Raw genomic sequence first — 17603 nt, 5'->3', positions numbered from 1 at the left:
ATGCATCGTTCTTCGAGGGTGGCGCGTCGCGCCACCGTACCCGCGCTTTCCGCGATCGCGCTGGCCGTCCTGGCGCTCGGCGGCATCCAGCCCGCCCGGGCCGCCGAGCCTGAATCTTCCCCACCCACCTCGCCCGCGGCCCCGGCCGCGGAGACGCAGTTCGACCTCGAGATGATGAAGTCGCGCGGTATCGATCCGAAGGTGGCGGAGTACTTCATGCAGCAGGCCAGATTCACGCCAGGCATGACGGCGGTAACGCTCAGCGTCAACGGCCAGCGCAAGGGCGCCGCGATGGCGCGCTTCGACGAAAAGGGGCAACTCTGTTTCGATCGCCGCTTCCTGACGCGCGCGGGGCTGCGTTTGCCGAGCGATGCGCAGGCGCCCCTCACACAGGACGCGCGGGCCGACGCGGGCCGGCCCGCGCTCGACGCGGCGGCGCAGGGCGGCCAGTGCCTTGGCTTCCGCGAGGCCTATCCGCAGACGGTGGTCACGCTCAAGCCCAATGCCGCGCTCGTCGAACTGCTCGTTCCGACCGACGCGCTGGTGCCCGATGCGCAGGCACAGGCCGACTACACGAGCGGCGGCACGGCCGCGTTGCTCAACTACGATCTGCTGGCGGTCGGCAATACGTTCGCCGGCGGCAGTTCGAAGTACTATTCGGCCGCCACCGAGTTCGGCTTCAACATGGGCGACTGGATCGTGCGCAACCGCAACATGTACAGCAACGACGGCACCACGTCGACGTTCTCGCATCTGTACGCGTATGCGCAGCGCACGTTCGTCAGCCAGCAGGCGGTGTTCCAGGGCGGCGAGATCAATGTCGCCAACTCCATCTTCCCGGGGCCGGCCATCTACGGCGCGCAATGGATGCCCGAGATGGCACTGCGCCGACCCGCCAATCCCGGCACCGCGGTCGAGGGCATCGCGCAGACGCAGGCGCGCGTGGAAGTGCGCCAGGCCGGCGCGGTGATCTACACGACAGTCGTGCCACCGGGTCCATTTACGCTGACGAATATCCCGCTGCTGAACGGCAGCAACGACCTCGAGGTCACGGTGATCGAGGCGACGGGCGCGTCCCGCCGCTTCGTGGTGCCGGCGGCGCAGCTTGGCGGCGGCACGCTCGGCGTCACGCCCGGCTATGCGTTCGCGGCCGGCAAGCTGCGGCAGCTCGGTGACGACCCGGCAGTCAAACCGTGGATGGCGACCGGTACCGGTACGTGGCAACTCGGCCGGAACGCGGGACTGACCGGCGGCGTGATGGTGGGCACCCAGTACCAGGCCGCCGCGGCGGGTGTCGATGCGCGGCTCTTCGGCAATACCAATGCGAGCCTGCGCGGCATTTTCTCCAACGCCACGCGCGAGTCCAACCGGGGCGCGCAGCTGACGGGATCGCTGTCCACGCAGCTGAACGCGTCGTTCTCGGTCAACGTCACCGCGACGCAGCAGACGCCTGGCTACCGGTCGATCACCGATACCACGCAGGACACGACGAACGACTGGGTCAACAGCCACTATCGCGGGCAGTACACGGGCGGCGTGGCATGGAGCCACGAAGTGCTCGGCGCGTTCTCCCTGAACTACAGCCGGTCCACGCTGTTCGTCGGTAGCGCCACGCAGCGCGTGACGGGCTCGTGGGGCAAGACGTTCAAGTATGCGACGGTGTCCCTCAGCGTGGAGAAGGGCATCGGCGGCAATTCGGCCAACAACGGCAACTCCGTCTACCTCAGCCTGTCGGTGCCGCTCGGCAGGCGCAGCGTGCGCGGATACGTCAATCGCGTCGACGGTTCGACGCGACTCGGCGCCACGTACAACGAGGTGGTCAACGACGTCTTCAACTACAGCCTCAACGCCGAGACGCGGCCGGGCGAGGGCAGTGCGTCGGCCTCGGCGAATGCGTCGATCACGCCGTACTACACGCGTGCCAATGTCGGCGTGGCGCAGTACGGTTCCAGCAGCACCTCGTACAACGCGGAACTCAGCGGCGGCGTGCTCGCGCACAAGCACGGCGTCACGTTCGCGCCGTACCCCATCAGCGATACGTTCGGCGTCGCCTCGCTCGGCAGCGATCTGTCGGGCGTCAAGATCTCGACCCCGCAGGGTCCGGTATGGACCGATGCCTGGGGCCGCGCGGTCATCTCGACCGCGCCCGCGTACGCGCAGTCGCGGCTGGAGGTGGCCACGAGATCGCTGCCGCGCAATGTCGACATCGGCAATGCGTTCATGCAGATCAATCCGGGCCGCGGGTCCGTGAGCTACGTGAACTTCGATGTCGTCAAGGTCCGCCGCCTGCTGCTGCGCACGGTCGACGCGGCGGGCAATCCGCTGCCGCGCAATGCGACGGTGACCGATGCCGGCGGCAACTTCGTCACGACGGTGCTCAACGACGGCACGATCTTCCTCTCGAATTCGAGCGTCGGTGCCGGCCTGCGAGCGGTGGATCAGTCGGGGAATGCCTGCGCGCTGGAATTTACGGTGCCCGTGGCGCAGGACCTGGATGCCTATTTCGACGAGGTGGAGGCACGTTGCGTGCCGCTGGCCGCGTCAACGGAAGGAGCGCGCAAATGACGCGAGATGACACGATGCTCGCTGCCATGCGGGCGATGACGGCACGCCTGCTCGCCGTTGCGGCCCTGACCGCGACGGGTGTGGCGATGGCGCAGGCCCCCCAGGGGCCGCAGGCGCCGCGCCCCGCGGGCCCGGCCGCGCCAGCCGCGCCGATGGTCTCGGCACCGCCGGCGGAGCGTTGCCAGCTGATGCTCAGCGAAGGCGGCGTCGAGTACGGCGCGATGACGCGCTATCGGCTGGAGTCCAGCAATGGCGGTACCGAGCTGTCGCTGGGCAAGCGGCGCATGACGATGAACGTGACCTGCACCAAGGCATCGATGCTCGGCATCGTGTTCCGGGCGCCGTCCGCGGGGGGCGACTACGTGTTTGGCAACGTTGGCGGCAAGAGCGGCAAGGTCGCGCTGCTGATGTCCGAGGCGCAGATCGATGGCCAGCCCGTGCAGCTTGGCAACGCGACCGCCGCGGGTACGCTGCCCGCGACGCTCGGCAGTTCGGCGCGCTTCATGCCGGGCCAGGCGATCGTCCCCGTGATCGATGGCCGTCCGGCGCAGGGCATGCGCTTCTCGGCGACCGTGGAGATCGATCCCTCGGTGCCGCGCGGCAACAGTCAGGTGGCATCGCCTACGCCGCTCCAGTCCAATGGCGCGTTCGAGGTGCTCTGGCGATGAGGGGCGGGCCCGATGGTACGGATCGGGCATTTTGCTTAGAATGGTTCGCATCGTCGTGCCCCATGGAAGCTGCCGATGCAAGTGCCCCCGAAACTGCCGGACGACATGGCGCGCGTGGCCACGCTGCGCGCGCTCAACGTGCTCGACACCTCTGCCGAGGAGCGGTTCGATCGGCTGACGCGTCTTGCCAAACGCCTGTTTGATATCCCGATCGCGCTGGTCAGCCTCGTCGACGAAAACAGACAGTGGTTCAAGTCCTGCCAGGGCCTCGATATCAGGGAGGCGCCACGCAGTACATCGTTTTGCGGGCATGCAATCTGCAGCGACGACGTGTTGCTGATTCCCGATGCCACGCTCGACCTCCGCTTTCACGACAACCCGCTTGTCACGGGCGACCCCCATATCCGCTTCTATGCGGGGCGGCCGCTGGCGGCGCCCAATGGCGCCAAGCTCGGCACGCTGTGCCTGATCGATCGTCGGCCGCGCACGCTCGATGCCGAGGAGATGGCGCTGCTGCATGACCTCGCCGACATGGCCGAGCGCGAACTGGCCGCGGTGCAGATGGCCACCATCGATGAACTGACGGCACTCTCCAACCGGCGCGGATTTGCCATGCTGGCCCAGCACGCGCTCGATATGTGCCGGCGCTTTCTGCGGCCGGCGACGCTCGTCTACATGGACATGAACGGCTTCAAGGCGATCAACGACCGCTTCGGCCATGCCGAGGGAGATCGCGCGCTGGCCGCGTTCGGCCAGGCGCTGCGCACGGCGTTCCGCGACTCGGACCTCGTCGCGCGCATGGGGGGCGACGAGTTCGCGGTGCTGCTGACCAATACCGATTCCGACGGCGCCGGCGATGCGCTCGTGCGGTTGCGCACCCATGTCGAGACGTGGAACGGCGGCAATACGCGCGCCTATGCGCTCGATTATTGCGCCGGGGTCATCGCGTTCGACCCGGCACGTCATATGAACGTGCAGGACCTGATGGCCGAGGCCGACGGCGCGATGTATGCGCAGAAGGCCCAGCGCAAGCGCCGGCGCGCATCGCCATCGTCGCGCGGCCGGTCCTCGGCGGCCTAGGCCGGGGACGTCAGGAAACCTCCACGCAGGCCTCGATCTCCACGCAGGCACCGAGCGGAATCTGCGCGACACCGAACGCGGAACGCGCGTGGCGGCCGCGCTCGCCAAAGACTTCCGCCAGCAGTTCCGATGCCCCGTTGGTGACGAGGTGCTGCTCGGTGTAGTCCGGCGTGGAATTGACGAGGCTCATGACCTTGACGATGCGCGTGACGCGGTTGAGGTCGCCAAGATGCGTATGCAGCGTGGCGAGCAGGTCGATCGCGACGCGGCGCGCGGCGGTCTTGCCTTCCTCGGTGGTCATGGTCGCGCCGAGCTTGCCTGCCCATACGGCGCCATCGCGCTTGGCGATATGGCCGGACAGGTACACCACGTTGCCTGTCTGGGCGCTCATCACATAGGCCGCGGCGGGCGCGGCGGCGGCGGGCAATTCGATGCCGAGTTTGGCCAGCTTGTCGTAGACGTTCATGCTTGAGGTTTCCGTTCGCTGCTGAATCCATCGAGTTCCTTCACAAGGCTGCGCGCGGCCAGTTCGACCAGTGCGCCGCCTTTTTCGGGTGTCGCCAGTGCGGGGTTGGAGCCGATGCGGCCATCGGGAAAGCGCGCGCGGAAGTCGCGGGCTTCGCGGATGGGACCGTTCGGCGCGATGGGAGGCGAGAATTCCGCGGTCTTCTTCAGTTCCGGGAACGCCCACTGCGTGACGGCGATCTCCGACGGCGTGGCATGGGAGCCGTGGCCTTCGGGGAACTGCTCGCGCGCGAGGTCGCCCACGCCTTCGAGGTCCCACCAGTTCACGAGCTTCAGCGCAAAGCCGGCATCGCGCCTTGCGAAGCTCGATTCGGCATAGATCTCGGAGAATGCGGCTTCGATCGAGGCGATATTGCCGCCGTGGCCGTTCAGGAACAGGATCTTCTCGAAGCCGTGCACGGACAGCGAGCGGATCCAGTCCGTGATCGCGGCGACGAAGGTGCTTGGACGCAGCGAGATGGTGCCCGGGAAGCCCAGATGATGCTGGGCCATGCCGATATTGAACGTGGGCGCGACCAGGATATCGGCGTTCTTTTCCGCTTCGCGCGCGATGATCTCGGGGCACAGCCAGTCGGTGCCGAGCAGGCCGGTGGGGCCGTGCTGCTCGTTGGAGCCGATCGGCACGACCACCGTGCGGCTGCGCTTGAGGTAGGCCTCGATCTCGGGCCAGGTCGAAAAAGATAACAGCATGGGTTGCTCCTTGTTGCGCGGATAGCTTTATTGGGGGGTGGCGACGGTCGTCGTCTTCGGGAGTTTGTTGGCGAACACGATCAGCGCGGCGACAACGGGCAGGACGGCCATCATCAGCACGCCGAGATGCAGGTTGCCGGTGGCGGTCTTGGCCCAGCCGATCATCGCGGGACCCCAGAAACCGCCGGACAGGCCGATCGTGTTGATCAGTGCGATGCCGCCCGCGGCGGCCGGGCCCTTGATGTACTCGGGCGGCATGGCCCAGAACACGGTGTAGGCCATCCACAGCCCCATGGTAGCCACGGTCAGCAGCGCGAGCGACAGGTAGAGGTGGCCGTCCGCGAGGGTCGTGCAGGCGAGGATGACGCCGGCGCCCAGCGCGGGCAGCGCGCAGTGGAAGCGGCGTTCGCCGAGCCGGTCCGAACGGCGGCCCATGTAGTACATGCCGAAAGCGGCGGCGATATAGGGAATGGCCGCGTACCAGCCCAGTTGCACGAGGTCCGTGACGCCCTGCGCCTTGATGATGGTCGGCAGCCAGAAGCTGATGGCATAGATGGCCGCGATGATGCAGAAGTATGCGAACGCGAGGACGTACACGCGCATGTCCTTGGCCACGGCGAGGAACGAGTGGCTGTGCGCCGCATGCGTGCCGAGTTCGGACTCCAGCAGCACGCGCTCGCGGTCGGTCAGCCATTTGGCGTCGGCCGGGCGATTCGGAATGAGGCGCAGCGCGGCAATGCCGAGCAGGATGCAGGGCAAGCCTTCGACGAGGAACATCCATTGCCAGCCGGCCAGATTGCCGGTGCCGGCGAGCGTGGTCATCAGCCATGCGGAGGCGGGCGCGCCGACGATGCCGCCGATGGGGCCCGCCAGGAACACGATGGCGATGGCGCGCGCCATGCGCTGCGGGCCGTACCAGCACGACAGGTAATAGATCATGCCGGGCGCGAAGCCCGCTTCGAACACGCCGAGCAGGAAGCGCATGGCGTAGAACGTGGGCACGTCGCGCACGAACAGCATGCAGGCCGAGGTGATGCCCCAGAGCACGAGGATGCGGCTGAAGGTCTTGCGCGCCCCGATGCGCGGCAGCATGAGGTTGCTCGGGATCTCGAACAGCACGTAGCCGATAAAGAAGATGCCCGCGCCCACGCCGTAGGCCGCGTCGGAGAACCCGAGGTCGCTCTGCATCTGCAGCTTGGCGAAACCGACGTTCACGCGGTCCAGATACGCGAACAGGTAACAGACCAGCAGGAACGGCAGCAGCCGGAAGTTGATTTTCCGGTAGAGCGCCGAAATCTCGTCGACGACCCCCGTGGTCGAAATTGCCAGCATGCCTGTCTCCTGTGGGTGTGCTGTCGATCATGGCAAACGGTTGGATGACTACCAAGAGCAACTAAGTTCACGGATCGTTCTGATTTGAGCAACGCAGGCCGGAATTGCGGTATCTTGGCGGGCAGACAGGGAGGGGCGGGGATGCGGGAAATCAACCAACAACGGCTGCGGTACTTCCGCGAGGTACTCGTGCACGGCACCATTCGCGGGGCGGCCGATGCGCTCAATACCTCGCCGTCGGTGATCACGCGGCAGGTCAAGCTGCTCGAAGATGAACTCGACGTCACATTGTTCGAGCGGCTGCCGCGCGGCGTGCGGCCGACCGAGGCGGCGCTGCATCTGCTGGAGTTCTGGCAGGGATACCGGTCTCATCAGGAAAAGCTCGAGGACCAGCTGCACGCGCTCAAGGGGCTTCAGCAAGGGCGGGTGACGCTCGCGATCAGCGAGGGGTTCGTCGATCCGCTCGTGAACCAGGTGCTGGCGCCGTTCTGCGCGCAGTACCCGAATCTCGATATCGACATGCAGATCCTGCCCGTCGATGATGTGCTGGGCGAGGTGGCGGAGAGTCGCGCGCATATCGGACTGGCCTACAACCCGCCGCCGCACGCGAATATCGTCTACCGGGCGAGCTCGCCGCAGCCGGTGGTGCTGCTGGCGCGGCCCGATCATCCGCTCGTGACGCGCGGCGGCAGCGCGCGGATCGCGGACCTGCTCGACTATCCGCTCGCGCTGATGCCGTCCTCGTTCGGTATCGGGCATGCGGCCAAGATGGTGGAGTTCGCCGAGAACGTGAAGATCCGCGCGACGCTCGTCACCAACTCGCTGACCGCGCTCAAGCAGTTCGTCGCCTACGAGAACTTCGTCACGCTGATTGGCGCGTTTGCTGCATACAGGGAGATTGCCGCGGGGACGCTCGCGGTGGTGCCGATTGCCCACCCGCTGTTTCAGGGCGTCCACGCGCGGCTGCTGGTCAAGGAAGGCAGGCCGCTGCCGGCGGCGGCGCTGGAGCTGCTCGATCATCTGCTGCGGCATATGCCGATGTTTGCCGGCGACCGGAAGCCGTGATGTCGATGCCCCGCAAGGGTGCCGGGCTCCGGGCTTGCACCGTCATGGTGCTGCCGCCGAATCGTTCGCGATGATCGTATGCACGGCTGTGGGGCCGGAGTGCCCGCGCGGCGTCTGCGATTGAGACCAAATATTGCATACAAAGCTGGCATGCCGTTTGCGTTGTCAGAGGCCATCGACAATCCGCCCCTGACAAAAAGGACCTGCCGCCCATGCCTTCGAATGTTTTCGTTTCGCGCGTCCGTCGCACCTTTCTGCTGGCCACCGCGGCCGGCGCCTGTCTCGCCAGCCTGACGCTCTCCGCGCCGGCCCGCGCCGATGCGCTGGACGATGTGACGAAGGCCGGTGTCCTGCGCGTCGCCGTGCCGCAGGACTTTCCGCCGTTCGGCTCGATCGGTGCCGATATGGCGCCACAGGGCCTCGATATCGACGTGGCCGCGCTGATGGCCAAGAAGATGGGCGTCAAGCTGCAGCTGGTGCCCGTGACGAGCACGAACCGCGTGCCGTACCTGCAGACGAAGAAGGTCGATCTGATCATCTCCAGCCTCGGCAAGAACCCCGAGCGCGAGAAGGTGCTCGACTTCTCGGAAGCCTATGCCCCGTTCTATAACGGCGTGTTCGGCCCGGCCGACATGGCCGTCAAGACCGCCGCCGATCTGGCCGGCAAGACCGTCGGCGTGACGCGCGGCGCGGTCGAAGACCTGGAACTCAGCAAGATCGCGCCGCCCAATGCCACGATCAAGCGCTACGAGGACAACAACGCGACGATCTCGGCGTTCCTGTCGGGCCAGGTGCAACTGATTGCGACCGGCAACGTGGTGGCGTCGGCGATCATCGCCAAGCATCCGCCCAAGACGCCGGAAACCAAGTTCCTGATCAAGAATTCGCCGTGCTTCATCGGCCTGAACAAGGGCGAGACGCGCCTGCAGGAAAAGGTGAATGCGATTCTGGCCGAGTCGAAGAAGGATGGCTCGCTGAACTCGCTGTCGATCAAGTGGCTGCTGCGTCCGCTGCCGGCACAACTCTGATCCGCGGCGAATGGCATATCAGTTCGATTTCGGCTCGATCCTCGGCTATACCGACGTGCTCGCGAAGGGCATCGCGGTGACCGCGCAGCTGACGGTCACCGGGGGGGTGCTCGGCGTGGCCGTGGCCATCCTCGGCGCGTGGGCACGCACCGAGGGGCCGCGCTGGCTGCGCGCCGTGGTGGGGGCGTATGTGGAGGTCATCCGCAATACGCCGTTCCTGATCCAGTTGTTCTTCATCTTCTTCGGGCTGCCCAGCCTGGGCGTGCAGTTGCCCGAGATGGTGGCGGCCTCGCTGGCGATGGTGATCAACCTGGGCGCCTACGGCACGGAGATCGTGCGCGCGGGCGTGGCCGCCACGCCGCGGGGCCAGTACGAAGCGGGTGCCAGCCTCGCGATGTCGCGCGTGCAGGTGTTCCGGCACGTGGTGCTGCGTCCGGCGCTGCAGAAGATCTGGCCCGCGCTGTCGAGCCAGATCGTGATCGTGATGCTCGGGTCGGCGGTCTGCTCGCAGATTGCCGCGCAGGACCTGACCTATGCGGCCAACTTTATCCAGGGCCGCAACTTTCGCGCGTTCGAGGTGTATCTGGTCAGTACGTTGATCTATCTGGGGCTCGCCTTGCTGCTGCGGCAGTTGCTGCGCGCGTTGGGTCGGAGCCTTTTTGTCAGGAAGTCCCGATGATCGAGTTTTCGTTATGGGACATCGTCCGCAACCTGCTGCTCGCGGCGCGCTGGACGGTACTGCTGTCGCTGGTGGCATTCGTCGGCGGCGGGCTGGTCGGGCTGCTGGTGCTGTTCGGCCGCACGTCGCGGCGCGCATGGGTACGGCGCGCGATGTCCGTCTACATCGAAGTGTTCCAGGGCACGCCGCTGCTGATGCAGCTGTTCCTCGCGTTCTTCGGGCTCGCGCTGTTCGGCATCGACGTGCCCGCATGGCTCGCGGCCGGACTGGCGCTGACGCTCTGGACCGCGGCATTCCTCGCCGAGATCTGGCGCGGCTGCGTGGAGTCGATTCCGCGCGGGCAATGGGAAGCCTCGGCCAGTCTGGCCATGGGGTACGTGCAGCAGATGCGTCACGTGATCCTGCCGCAGGCGCTGCGCATCGCGGTGGCGCCGACGGTCGGGTTTGGCGTGCAGGTGATCAAGGGCACCGCGCTCGCGTCGATCATCGGCTTTACCGAACTGTCGAAGGCCGGCACGATGATCGTCAATGCGACGTTCCAACCGTTTACCGTTTATGCGGCCGTGGCGCTGATGTACTTCGCGCTGTGCTGGCCGCTCTCGCAATACAGCAGGAAGCTCGAGGAGAAGTTCCATGGCGCTCATCGCCATTGAGGATGTCCGCAAGTCGTATGGCGCCAACGAGGTGCTGAAGGGTGTGTCCCTGTCCGTGGAACCGGGCGAGGTCATCGCGATCATCGGCAAGAGCGGCTCGGGCAAGAGCACGCTGCTCCGCTGCATCAACGGGCTCGAGCAGATCGACTCGGGCGCGATCACGGTGGCGGGCGCGCATCTGGCGAACAGCGAATTGCAGCTGCGCGCGCTGCGGCTCAAGGTCGGCATGATCTTTCAGCAGTTCAACCTGTTTCCGCATCTGAGCGCGGGCCGCAACGTGATGCTGTCGCCGATGATCGTCAAGGGCACGCCCGAGGCGAAGGCGCGCGAACTGGCCGAGACCAATCTCGCGCGCGTGGGGCTGTCGGCGAAGTTCGATGCCTACCCCGACCAGTTGTCCGGCGGGCAGCAGCAGCGCGTGGCCATCGCGCGTGCACTGGCGATGGAGCCGATGGCGCTGCTCTGCGACGAGATTACGTCGGCGCTCGATCCGGAACTGGTCAACGAAGTGCTGCAGGTCGTGCGCGGGCTGGCCAGCGAAGGCATGACGCTGCTGATGGTCACGCACGAGATGCGCTTTGCGCGCGAGGTGTGCGACCGCGTTGTGTTCATGCATCAGGGCAGGGTGCACGAAATCGGCGCGCCGGAGAGCGTGTTCTCCAATCCGCAGACGCCCGAACTCCAGCAATTCCTCGGGATGGTGACGGCCTGATCGCTCAGGAACGGGCAACGCGGCGCGCACAATATATGCGATGCCGTTGGGGTCTTCGCGCGTGCCATACGCACGCCTGAAATTTGTGGCAGGCTTGCTCCGCTGACCTACCCCCGCCTGGAGGTGTGCCATGACGCAACGTCAATTCGAGCAATTCCCGTCCAACGAGCAACAGGATGTGGCGGCCGTCGTCCAACTGGTTGGACTGATGCCGCAGGACTTCGAGATTTCCGATGTCAATGGCACATCGGCTCGCCAGGTGACAGTCAGGCGCCAGAGTACGGGCGCGGCCAGCGTCTACGACGCGGGGCCGGGCACCGCATGGGTGGAGGAGTTCGAGAGCGATCTCGAGTGCGGGTTATTCGGGCAGGTTTCGCATTAAGCCTGGCGCGAAGCGGACTGAACGATCGACGCACCGGCCGCGAGTTCCTTGAGCAGCGACAGCGACGCTACCGCGGGCATGCGGTAGGGGTCGAGCTCGCCCTGCGCCGAGTACTTGAGCAGCGTGGCGGGATTGAGCTTGCCCACGTTGACGCGCCCCATCGACCAGACCGAGAACTCGCGTTCGGCGATCTCCGCGAAATCGAGCAGTACCACGTCCTCGTGGCGCGCGTCGCGGCCGATGTTCAGGAACAGCCGCGACACCGTCGCACGCTCGCCTTCGAGCGCCTGCAGGAAGATGCCATTGCCGTGGCACAGCACGCCCGTGATGCCATGGCGCGTGTTGCCGGCCATGCTCGTCTCGAAGATGGCATCGAGCGTGGCGGCGTCGAGGGGTTCCTTCGCGCGGCTTGCGTAGAGCAGTCGGACTAGCATGGGTCAGCCTTTGTTGAGGTGCAGCAGCGTGAGGAATTCGCGCCGCAGCTTGTCGTCCTTGAGGAACGAGCCGCGCATCACGCTGTTGGTCATCTTGGCGTCGGTATCGCGCACGCCGCGCCAGTGCATGCAGAAGTGCTCGGCTTCCATGACGATGGCGAGGCCGTCGGGGTTCATCTTTTCCTGCAGCAGGTCGGCCACCTGCGCAACGGCTTCTTCCTGGATCTGCGGGCGGCACATGATCCATTCGGCAAGGCGCGCGTATTTCGACAGGCCGATCAGGTTCGAATGCCGGTTCGGCATCACGCCGACCCACAGCTTGCCGATGATCGGGCACAGGTGGTGCGAACATGCGCTGCGCACGCGGAGAGGCCCGACGATCATCAGTTCATTGAGCTGCTCGACGTTCGGGAACTCGGTGGTTTCCGGCGCCCGCGCATAGCGGCCCGCGAAAATTTCCTTGAGGTACATCTTGGCCACGCGCCGCGCGGTCTCGCGCGTGTTGTGGTCCTGATCGACGTCGATCACGAGCGTGCGCAGCACCTCTTCGAGCTTGGCCTGCACTTCGCCCTGGAGCGCATCGAGCTCGCCGGGCTCGATATAGCGCGCGATATTGTCGTTCGCATGGAACCGCACGTTGGCGGCCAGCAGACGCGCCCGAATGCGCTCGGAAACACCGCTGGCAGCGGAAACCTCGGTTGCCGGCGGGACGGAGACGGGGACGGGCGCGGGTTGATCCTGATCTGACATGTAAACCGCTGTCTGTGGAGAGGCGCCATCGTGCGCAATGCTTCACTATATGGCAGTTCGAATGTTGCTACAACCGCGCGGCGGGCACCTCGCCGGACGGCGCCTGCGCGGCGATCCGCCGAGCCGCGGCCAGAAACTGCTGGACATGGCGGTCGTCCGTATCCTGCTGCGTGGCCAGCGCGATGCCGATGCGGGCTGCGGGGCGAGGGCTCGTGATGCGCAGAAAGCGCACGCGGCGGTTGGTATAGCGGGCGGTGACGCCCGGGACGAGCGCCACGCCGAGGCCGCTTTCGACAAGGCTGACGATGGTCTGGACCTGCACGGCTTCCTGCGCGATGCGGGGGACGAAGCCCGCCTGCTGGCACATCAGCATCGCCACGGCCTGCAGGTTGGGGACGTCGGCGCTCGGGTGCATGATGAACGGTTCGCTGGCCAGCGTCTTCAGCGCGATGCCCGATTGCTGCGCGAACGCGCTGTCGGCCGGCACGGCCGCGACGAAGGTGTCGGACTCCAGCGGCAGCAGCGTGAACGGGCCGCTGCTCAGGATCGGAAAGCGCACGAGGCCCGCATCGAGCTGGCCGCGTTCGATGCGGTCGAGGATCGACGCCGATGTCGACTCGTGCAGGATCAGTTCGATGCCCGGATGGGCGTCCCGAAACGCAGGAATCAGCTTGGGCAGCAGCGCATAGGTGGCGGACCCCACGAAACCGATGCGCAGCGCCCCGCGCTCGCCATGCGCGGCGGAAACCGCGGCCGCGCGGGCCTGGCCAGCGTGGAACAGTGCGCGCCGGGCATCGTTGAGCGCGGCCTCGCCGGCTTGCGTCAGCCGCACGCCGCGTGTGGTGCGCACGAACAGCGGCGTGCCCAGTTCGGCCTCGAGCTTGCGGATGGAAATCGACAGCGGGGGCTGGGCCATATGCAGGCGCTCGGCCGCCCGGTGGAAGTTGCCGGTCTCGGCGAGCACGACGAACTGCTGCAACTGGCGCAGATCCATGGTGATATCCAGACGATATCGGTTATTAAAAAACTAATATTAGACTGAATACCCTCGGCTGGACTAGTCTTTGGCCTCGAACAAAATAGACAGGAGACCCGGCATGTTGCCCCTATCCGGAATTCGCGTGGTCGATCTCTCGACCGTGGTCATGGGGCCCTACGCGAGCCAGTGGCTGGCGGACCTCGGCGCGGAGGTGATCAAGGTGGAGACGCCCGACGGCGACTCCACGCGCCGCACGGGGCCGGCGACCGAAGACGGCATGTCCGCGATCTTCCTCGGCGTCAACCACAGCAAGAAGAGCGTGGTGCTCAACCTCAAGCAGCCCGCCGCGCAGCAGGCATTGCACCGGTTGCTCGAGACTGCGGACGTCTTCCTGCACAGCATGCGGCCGCAGAAGCTCGGCAAGCTCGACCTCGATCCCGCCAGCGTGATGGCGCGCCATCCGCGGCTGGTCTACGTGAGCCTGCTCGGCTTCGCGGAAGACGGCCCTTACGGCGGCCGCCCCGCCTACGACGACATCATCCAGGGCCTGTGCGGCAATGCCGCGCTGATGGCCGCGCAGACCGGCACGGTGCGCTATTTCCCGACGATCGCGGCGGACAAGACCAGCGGTCTCGTGGCCGCGCTGTCGATCTCGGCGGCGCTGGCGGGACGCGAGCGCAATGGCGGCAAGGGCACGATGGTCGAGGTGCCGATGTTCGAGTCGATGGTCGCGTTCAACCTCGTCGAGCATCTGTACGGCCAGCACTTCGAGCCGCCGCGCGCGCGGGCCGGCTATCCGCGCGTGCTGGCGCCGCTGCGCCGGCCGTATCAGACCGCCGACGGGTACGTCTGCATGATGCCGTACACCGATGCGCACTGGCGCGACTTCTTCCGCGCATCGGACCGAGACGACCTGGCCACCGATGCGCGCTTCGCCGATATCGCGGCGCGCACGCGGCATATCGAGACGCTGTACGAAATCACGGGCGAGCTCGTGCGCGAGCGCGGTACCGACGAGTGGCTCGGCATCTGCGAAGACCTGCAGATTCCGGTGGCGCGTGTGAACGGGCTGGACGAGCTCGTCGATGATCCGCATCTGCGCGAGACGGGTTTCTTCGATACGGTCGCGGACCCGGCGATGGGCACGCTGCGCTTCCCCGGTGCGCCGGTGCGGTTCGATGGCGAGCGCGGGCACGCCGCGGTGCCGCCAAGGCTGGGCGAGCATACGCGCGAGGTGCTTGGCGGCATTGGGCTGACCGATGCGGAGATCGATGCGCTGCGATAAGCAGATCCATAAAGAGGAGACGACATGACGCAACCGCAACGCCTGGGACAAGGCTTCTACTGGCAGGACATCAAGGAAGGGCAGGTGTTCGAGACCTTCCGCCGCACGGTCACGGAGACCGACCTCGTCAACTTTATCTCGGTCACGGGCATGCTCGAGGCCATCTTTATCGAAGCCGGATACGAAGCCGGTGCGATCAAGGGCCGCCCGGTGCCGGCGGCGCTGACCTATGCGCTGATCGAGGGCTTCATCCTGCAGACGATGATCCAGGGCACGGGGCTGGCCATGCTTGAGCTCACGCAGAAGATCCATGGCCCCGTGCTGGTGGGGGACACCATCGGCGCGCGCGTCACGGTGACGGGCGTGCGGCCGACGTCCAAGAGCGGACGCGCGGTGGTGGACTCGTCGATCGAGGTGTTCAACCAGCGCGGCGAATGCGTGATGACTTACACCGCGCGGCGCTTGCTGGCGGGACGGGAGTAACGGGGGAGGCAACCACGCGGGGAGCGCCTCCGTCTGGTTGCCTTCATAGCAGTCACGGTTTTTACCGGAGGAGACACGACATGCCATTCCAGAGCAAAAATGCCGGGCATATCCACATCGCACCGTCGCGCCGCACGCTGCTGCGCGCGCTGACGGGTATCGCGCTGGGCGCGGCCCTCTCGCCGCACGCCGCGCGCGCATCGGACTACCCCGACCGGCCGATCCGGCTCGTGGTGCCATTCCCGCCGGGCGGTCCGACGGACCTCGTCTCGCGCGTCATCGCGAAGAAGATGTCCGACGAACTCGGGCAGCAGGTGCTGGTCGATAACCGTCCCGGGGCCAACGGCAATATCGGCAACGAGATCGTGGCCAAGGCGCCCGCAGACGGGTACACGGTGCTGTACAACACGTCGTCCATCGCGCTTAGCCCCGCGCTCTACAAGAAGCTGTCTTATGACGTGAAGCGCGACCTGCTGCCGGTGGCGATGACGGCCAACGTGCCGCTCGTGCTCGAGGTCAACGCGCAGGTGCCGGTGAACACGGTGCCCGAGTTCGTGGCGTGGGTGAAGGCCAATCCGGGCAAGTTCACCTATGGGTCCGCAGGCAATGGCAACGTCACGCATCTGACCGCGTTCCTCGTGCTGCAGGCGAATGGCCTTAGCGCCGTGCATGCGCCGTACAAGGGGAGCGCCCCGGCGCTGACGGACCTGGCGAGCGGACAGGTGCAGTTCATGACCGATACGATCAATTCGTCGCTGCCCTTCATCCGCGACAAGCGCATGAAGGCGCTGGCGGTCACCAGCAGCACGCGCAGTGCGCAGCTGCCCGATGTGCCGACGCTTGCGGAGTCGGGCATGCCGGGATTCGAGGCGGGCGCATGGCAGGGGATGATGGTGCCGGCGAAGACGCCGCCGGAGGTCGTCAGGAAGCTCAACGCGGCCGTGACGAAAGCGCTGGCCTCGCCCGACGTGCGCGCGAGTCTCGCGCTGCAGGGCGCGGAGCCGCGCGGGTCGTCGCCGGAGGCGTATGGCAAGTATCTGACGCAGGAGCTCGATCGCTGGCGGAAGGTCGTCGGGGATTCGGGCGTGACGCTCGACTGAGGCGGGATCCCGCACGCATCCATGACCAATATCTTTGGCACGTTCACCCTTACCACGCTGCCGCCGTCGGCGTCGTCGTTCCGGCAGGAGGTCAAGGCGTTCCTGCGCGATCATCTGCCCGCGCTGCCGCCCGACGTGCGGGCGCGATCGTGGATGGGCTTCTACCCCGCGTTCAGCCGCGCGCTGGCCGCGCGTGGCTGGGTCGGCGTCACGCTGCCCCGCGCATATGGCGGCGCGGGGCTCGATGCGTTTGCGCGCTTCGTGCTCGTCGAGGAGTTGCTGGCGTGCGGGGCGCCCGTGTCCGCGCACTGGATCGCGGACCGGCAGAGCGGGCCGCTGATTCTGCGTTATGGCACCGAGGCGCAGCGCGCGTTCTATCTGCCGCGGATCTGCCGTGGCGAGGCCTTTTTCTGTATCGGCATGAGCGAGCCCAATGCGGGGTCGGATCTGGCCAGCGTGACGACGCGTGCGACGGCGGTGGAAGGCGGCGGCTTTCGGCTCAATGGCCGCAAGATCTGGTCGACCAATGCGGACCGGTGCCAGTACATGCTGGCGCTCGTGCGGACGTCCGGCGAGCCGGGGGATCGGCAGACGGGGTTATCGCAGGTGGTGGTCGATCTGTCGCTGCCGGGCGTGACGGTGCGGCCCATTCGCGATCTTGCGGGCGATGCGCATTTCTCGGAGGTGTTCTTCGACGATGTGTGGCTGCCAGCCGAAGCGTTGATCGGTCGTGAGGGGGCGGGGTGGGAGCAGGTGAACGCGGAGCTTGCGTTCGAGCGCAGCGGGCCGGAGCGGATTTACTCGAGCGTGGTGTTGCTCGATGCGTGGCTCGCGGCATGGCGGCGGTCGTCCTCGGTCCGGCAGGACACGGCTGTGGTGGGACGCCTGCTGGCGAAGATGGCCACGCTGCGCGCCATGTCGCTCGCGGTGACGGCGCGCCTGGCCGCGGGCGAGAGCCCGCTCGTGGAAGCGGCACTGGTCAAGGACCTCGGCACGGCACTCGAGCAGTCGATCGGCGAGTTGGCGGAGGCCGCGCTGGGCGACGATCCGGCATTGGCTGCCGATGCCGATCTCTATCGGACGTGCGTGTATGTGAACCAGATTTCGCCGACCTACTCGCTGCGCGGCGGCACCCGCGAGATTCTGCGCGGAATGATCGCGCGTGGGCTTGGGCTGCGCTGAACGGGGGACGG

General features: G+C 66.5%; 19 protein-coding genes. 13 read left to right on the top strand and 6 right to left on the bottom strand.

Annotated features, from left to right (window positions below; all coding sequences use genetic code 11):
* The 3 genes from AAHB16_RS10130 to AAHB16_RS10120 all read left to right on the top strand — a co-directional run bounded on the left by AAHB16_RS10130 (position 1) and on the right by AAHB16_RS10120 (position 4313).
* Entirely contained in the window at positions 1-2565 is a 2565-nt protein-coding gene (locus tag AAHB16_RS10130; RefSeq protein WP_342050771.1) for a fimbria/pilus outer membrane usher protein, read from the top strand.
* Complete coding sequence (locus AAHB16_RS10125; RefSeq protein WP_342050770.1) at positions 2562-3233, top strand: hypothetical protein; 672 nt, start codon at positions 2562-2564, stop codon at positions 3231-3233. Before AAHB16_RS10130 ends, AAHB16_RS10125 begins: the two co-directional genes overlap by 4 nt.
* Positions 3234-3308: 75 nt before the next feature.
* The gene (locus AAHB16_RS10120) at positions 3309-4313 is read left to right on the top strand and encodes a sensor domain-containing diguanylate cyclase (RefSeq protein ID WP_150374980.1); all 1005 of its coding nucleotides are present in this window, start codon (positions 3309-3311) and stop codon (positions 4311-4313) included.
* Between the two features lie 10 nt (positions 4314-4323).
* On the opposite strand, the gene AAHB16_RS10115 is transcribed toward AAHB16_RS10120, so the two are convergent.
* The 3 genes from AAHB16_RS10115 to AAHB16_RS10105 are packed head-to-tail and all read right to left on the bottom strand — an operon-like array spanning position 4324 to position 6860.
* The gene (locus tag AAHB16_RS10115) at positions 4324-4779 is read right to left on the bottom strand and encodes a RidA family protein (RefSeq protein ID WP_150374979.1); all 456 of its coding nucleotides are present in this window, start codon (positions 4777-4779) and stop codon (positions 4324-4326) included.
* A complete protein-coding gene (locus AAHB16_RS10110; RefSeq protein WP_342050769.1) occupies positions 4776-5528 on the bottom strand; it encodes a creatininase family protein in 753 nt (250 codons plus the stop codon). The genes AAHB16_RS10115 and AAHB16_RS10110 overlap by 4 nt, the downstream gene beginning before the upstream one ends.
* 27 nt (positions 5529-5555) lie before the next feature.
* Positions 5556-6860, bottom strand: coding sequence for an MFS transporter (locus AAHB16_RS10105; RefSeq protein WP_150374977.1), 1305 nt, complete (start codon positions 6858-6860; stop codon positions 5556-5558).
* Positions 6861-7001: 141 nt separating this feature from the next.
* On the opposite strand from AAHB16_RS10105, the gene AAHB16_RS10100 reads away from it, so the two are divergent.
* The 6 genes from AAHB16_RS10100 (at position 7002) to AAHB16_RS10075 (ending at position 11379) form a co-directional block, all read left to right on the top strand.
* On the top strand, positions 7002-7925 hold the full coding sequence (locus AAHB16_RS10100) for a LysR family transcriptional regulator (protein ID WP_150374976.1): 924 nt from the start codon (positions 7002-7004) through the stop codon (positions 7923-7925).
* Positions 7926-8137: 212 nt separating this feature from the next.
* Positions 8138-8953: a transporter substrate-binding domain-containing protein gene (locus AAHB16_RS10095; protein ID WP_342050768.1), complete on the top strand. Its 816-nt coding sequence runs from the start codon at positions 8138-8140 to the stop codon at positions 8951-8953.
* A gap of 10 nt (positions 8954-8963) precedes the next feature.
* Complete coding sequence (locus AAHB16_RS10090) at positions 8964-9632, top strand: amino acid ABC transporter permease (RefSeq protein ID WP_150374974.1); 669 nt, start codon at positions 8964-8966, stop codon at positions 9630-9632.
* Entirely contained in the window at positions 9629-10285 is a 657-nt protein-coding gene (locus AAHB16_RS10085) for an amino acid ABC transporter permease (protein ID WP_150374973.1), read from the top strand. The genes AAHB16_RS10090 and AAHB16_RS10085 overlap by 4 nt, the downstream gene beginning before the upstream one ends.
* A complete protein-coding gene (locus AAHB16_RS10080) occupies positions 10266-10997 on the top strand; it encodes an amino acid ABC transporter ATP-binding protein (protein ID WP_150374972.1) in 732 nt (243 codons plus the stop codon). The genes AAHB16_RS10085 and AAHB16_RS10080 overlap by 20 nt, the downstream gene beginning before the upstream one ends.
* Positions 10998-11127: 130 nt before the next feature.
* Positions 11128-11379 carry a hypothetical protein gene (locus AAHB16_RS10075; protein WP_150374971.1) on the top strand — a complete coding sequence of 84 codons (252 nt, stop codon included), beginning with the start codon at positions 11128-11130 and terminating at the stop codon, positions 11377-11379.
* On the opposite strand, the gene AAHB16_RS10070 is transcribed toward AAHB16_RS10075, so the two are convergent.
* The 3 genes from AAHB16_RS10070 to AAHB16_RS10060 all read right to left on the bottom strand — a co-directional run bounded on the left by AAHB16_RS10070 (position 11376) and on the right by AAHB16_RS10060 (position 13557).
* The gene (locus AAHB16_RS10070) at positions 11376-11813 is read right to left on the bottom strand and encodes a BLUF domain-containing protein (protein WP_342050767.1); all 438 of its coding nucleotides are present in this window, start codon (positions 11811-11813) and stop codon (positions 11376-11378) included. The two genes, AAHB16_RS10075 and AAHB16_RS10070, sit on opposite strands and share 4 nt — an antisense overlap.
* Positions 11814-11816: 3 nt before the next feature.
* A complete protein-coding gene (gene folE / locus AAHB16_RS10065; RefSeq protein WP_223851758.1) occupies positions 11817-12563 on the bottom strand; it encodes a GTP cyclohydrolase I in 747 nt (248 codons plus the stop codon).
* A gap of 67 nt (positions 12564-12630) precedes the next feature.
* Complete coding sequence (locus AAHB16_RS10060; protein ID WP_342050766.1) at positions 12631-13557, bottom strand: LysR substrate-binding domain-containing protein; 927 nt, start codon at positions 13555-13557, stop codon at positions 12631-12633.
* Positions 13558-13660: 103 nt separating this feature from the next.
* Between AAHB16_RS10060 and AAHB16_RS10055 the strand changes: the two genes are divergently transcribed.
* The 4 genes from AAHB16_RS10055 to AAHB16_RS10040 all read left to right on the top strand — a co-directional run bounded on the left by AAHB16_RS10055 (position 13661) and on the right by AAHB16_RS10040 (position 17592).
* On the top strand, positions 13661-14827 hold the full coding sequence (locus AAHB16_RS10055) for a CaiB/BaiF CoA transferase family protein (protein WP_342050765.1): 1167 nt from the start codon (positions 13661-13663) through the stop codon (positions 14825-14827).
* Positions 14828-14851: 24 nt separating this feature from the next.
* Positions 14852-15310 (top strand): MaoC family dehydratase, encoded by a 459-nt coding sequence (locus AAHB16_RS10050; RefSeq protein ID WP_150374967.1) that lies wholly within the window; start codon positions 14852-14854, stop codon positions 15308-15310.
* Between the two features lie 80 nt (positions 15311-15390).
* Complete coding sequence (locus tag AAHB16_RS10045) at positions 15391-16410, top strand: Bug family tripartite tricarboxylate transporter substrate binding protein (RefSeq protein WP_342050764.1); 1020 nt, start codon at positions 15391-15393, stop codon at positions 16408-16410.
* A 21-nt stretch (positions 16411-16431) separates the two neighbouring features.
* Complete coding sequence (locus tag AAHB16_RS10040) at positions 16432-17592, top strand: acyl-CoA dehydrogenase family protein (RefSeq protein WP_342050763.1); 1161 nt, start codon at positions 16432-16434, stop codon at positions 17590-17592.
* Positions 17593-17603 lie beyond the last annotated feature (11 nt).

Source organism: Cupriavidus sp. OTU4054, from assembly GCF_038440175.1.
In the GTDB taxonomy this organism is placed as follows: domain Bacteria; phylum Pseudomonadota; class Gammaproteobacteria; order Burkholderiales; family Burkholderiaceae; genus Cupriavidus; species Cupriavidus pauculus_D.
This window is presented reverse-complemented; position numbering and strand designations above follow the sequence as displayed.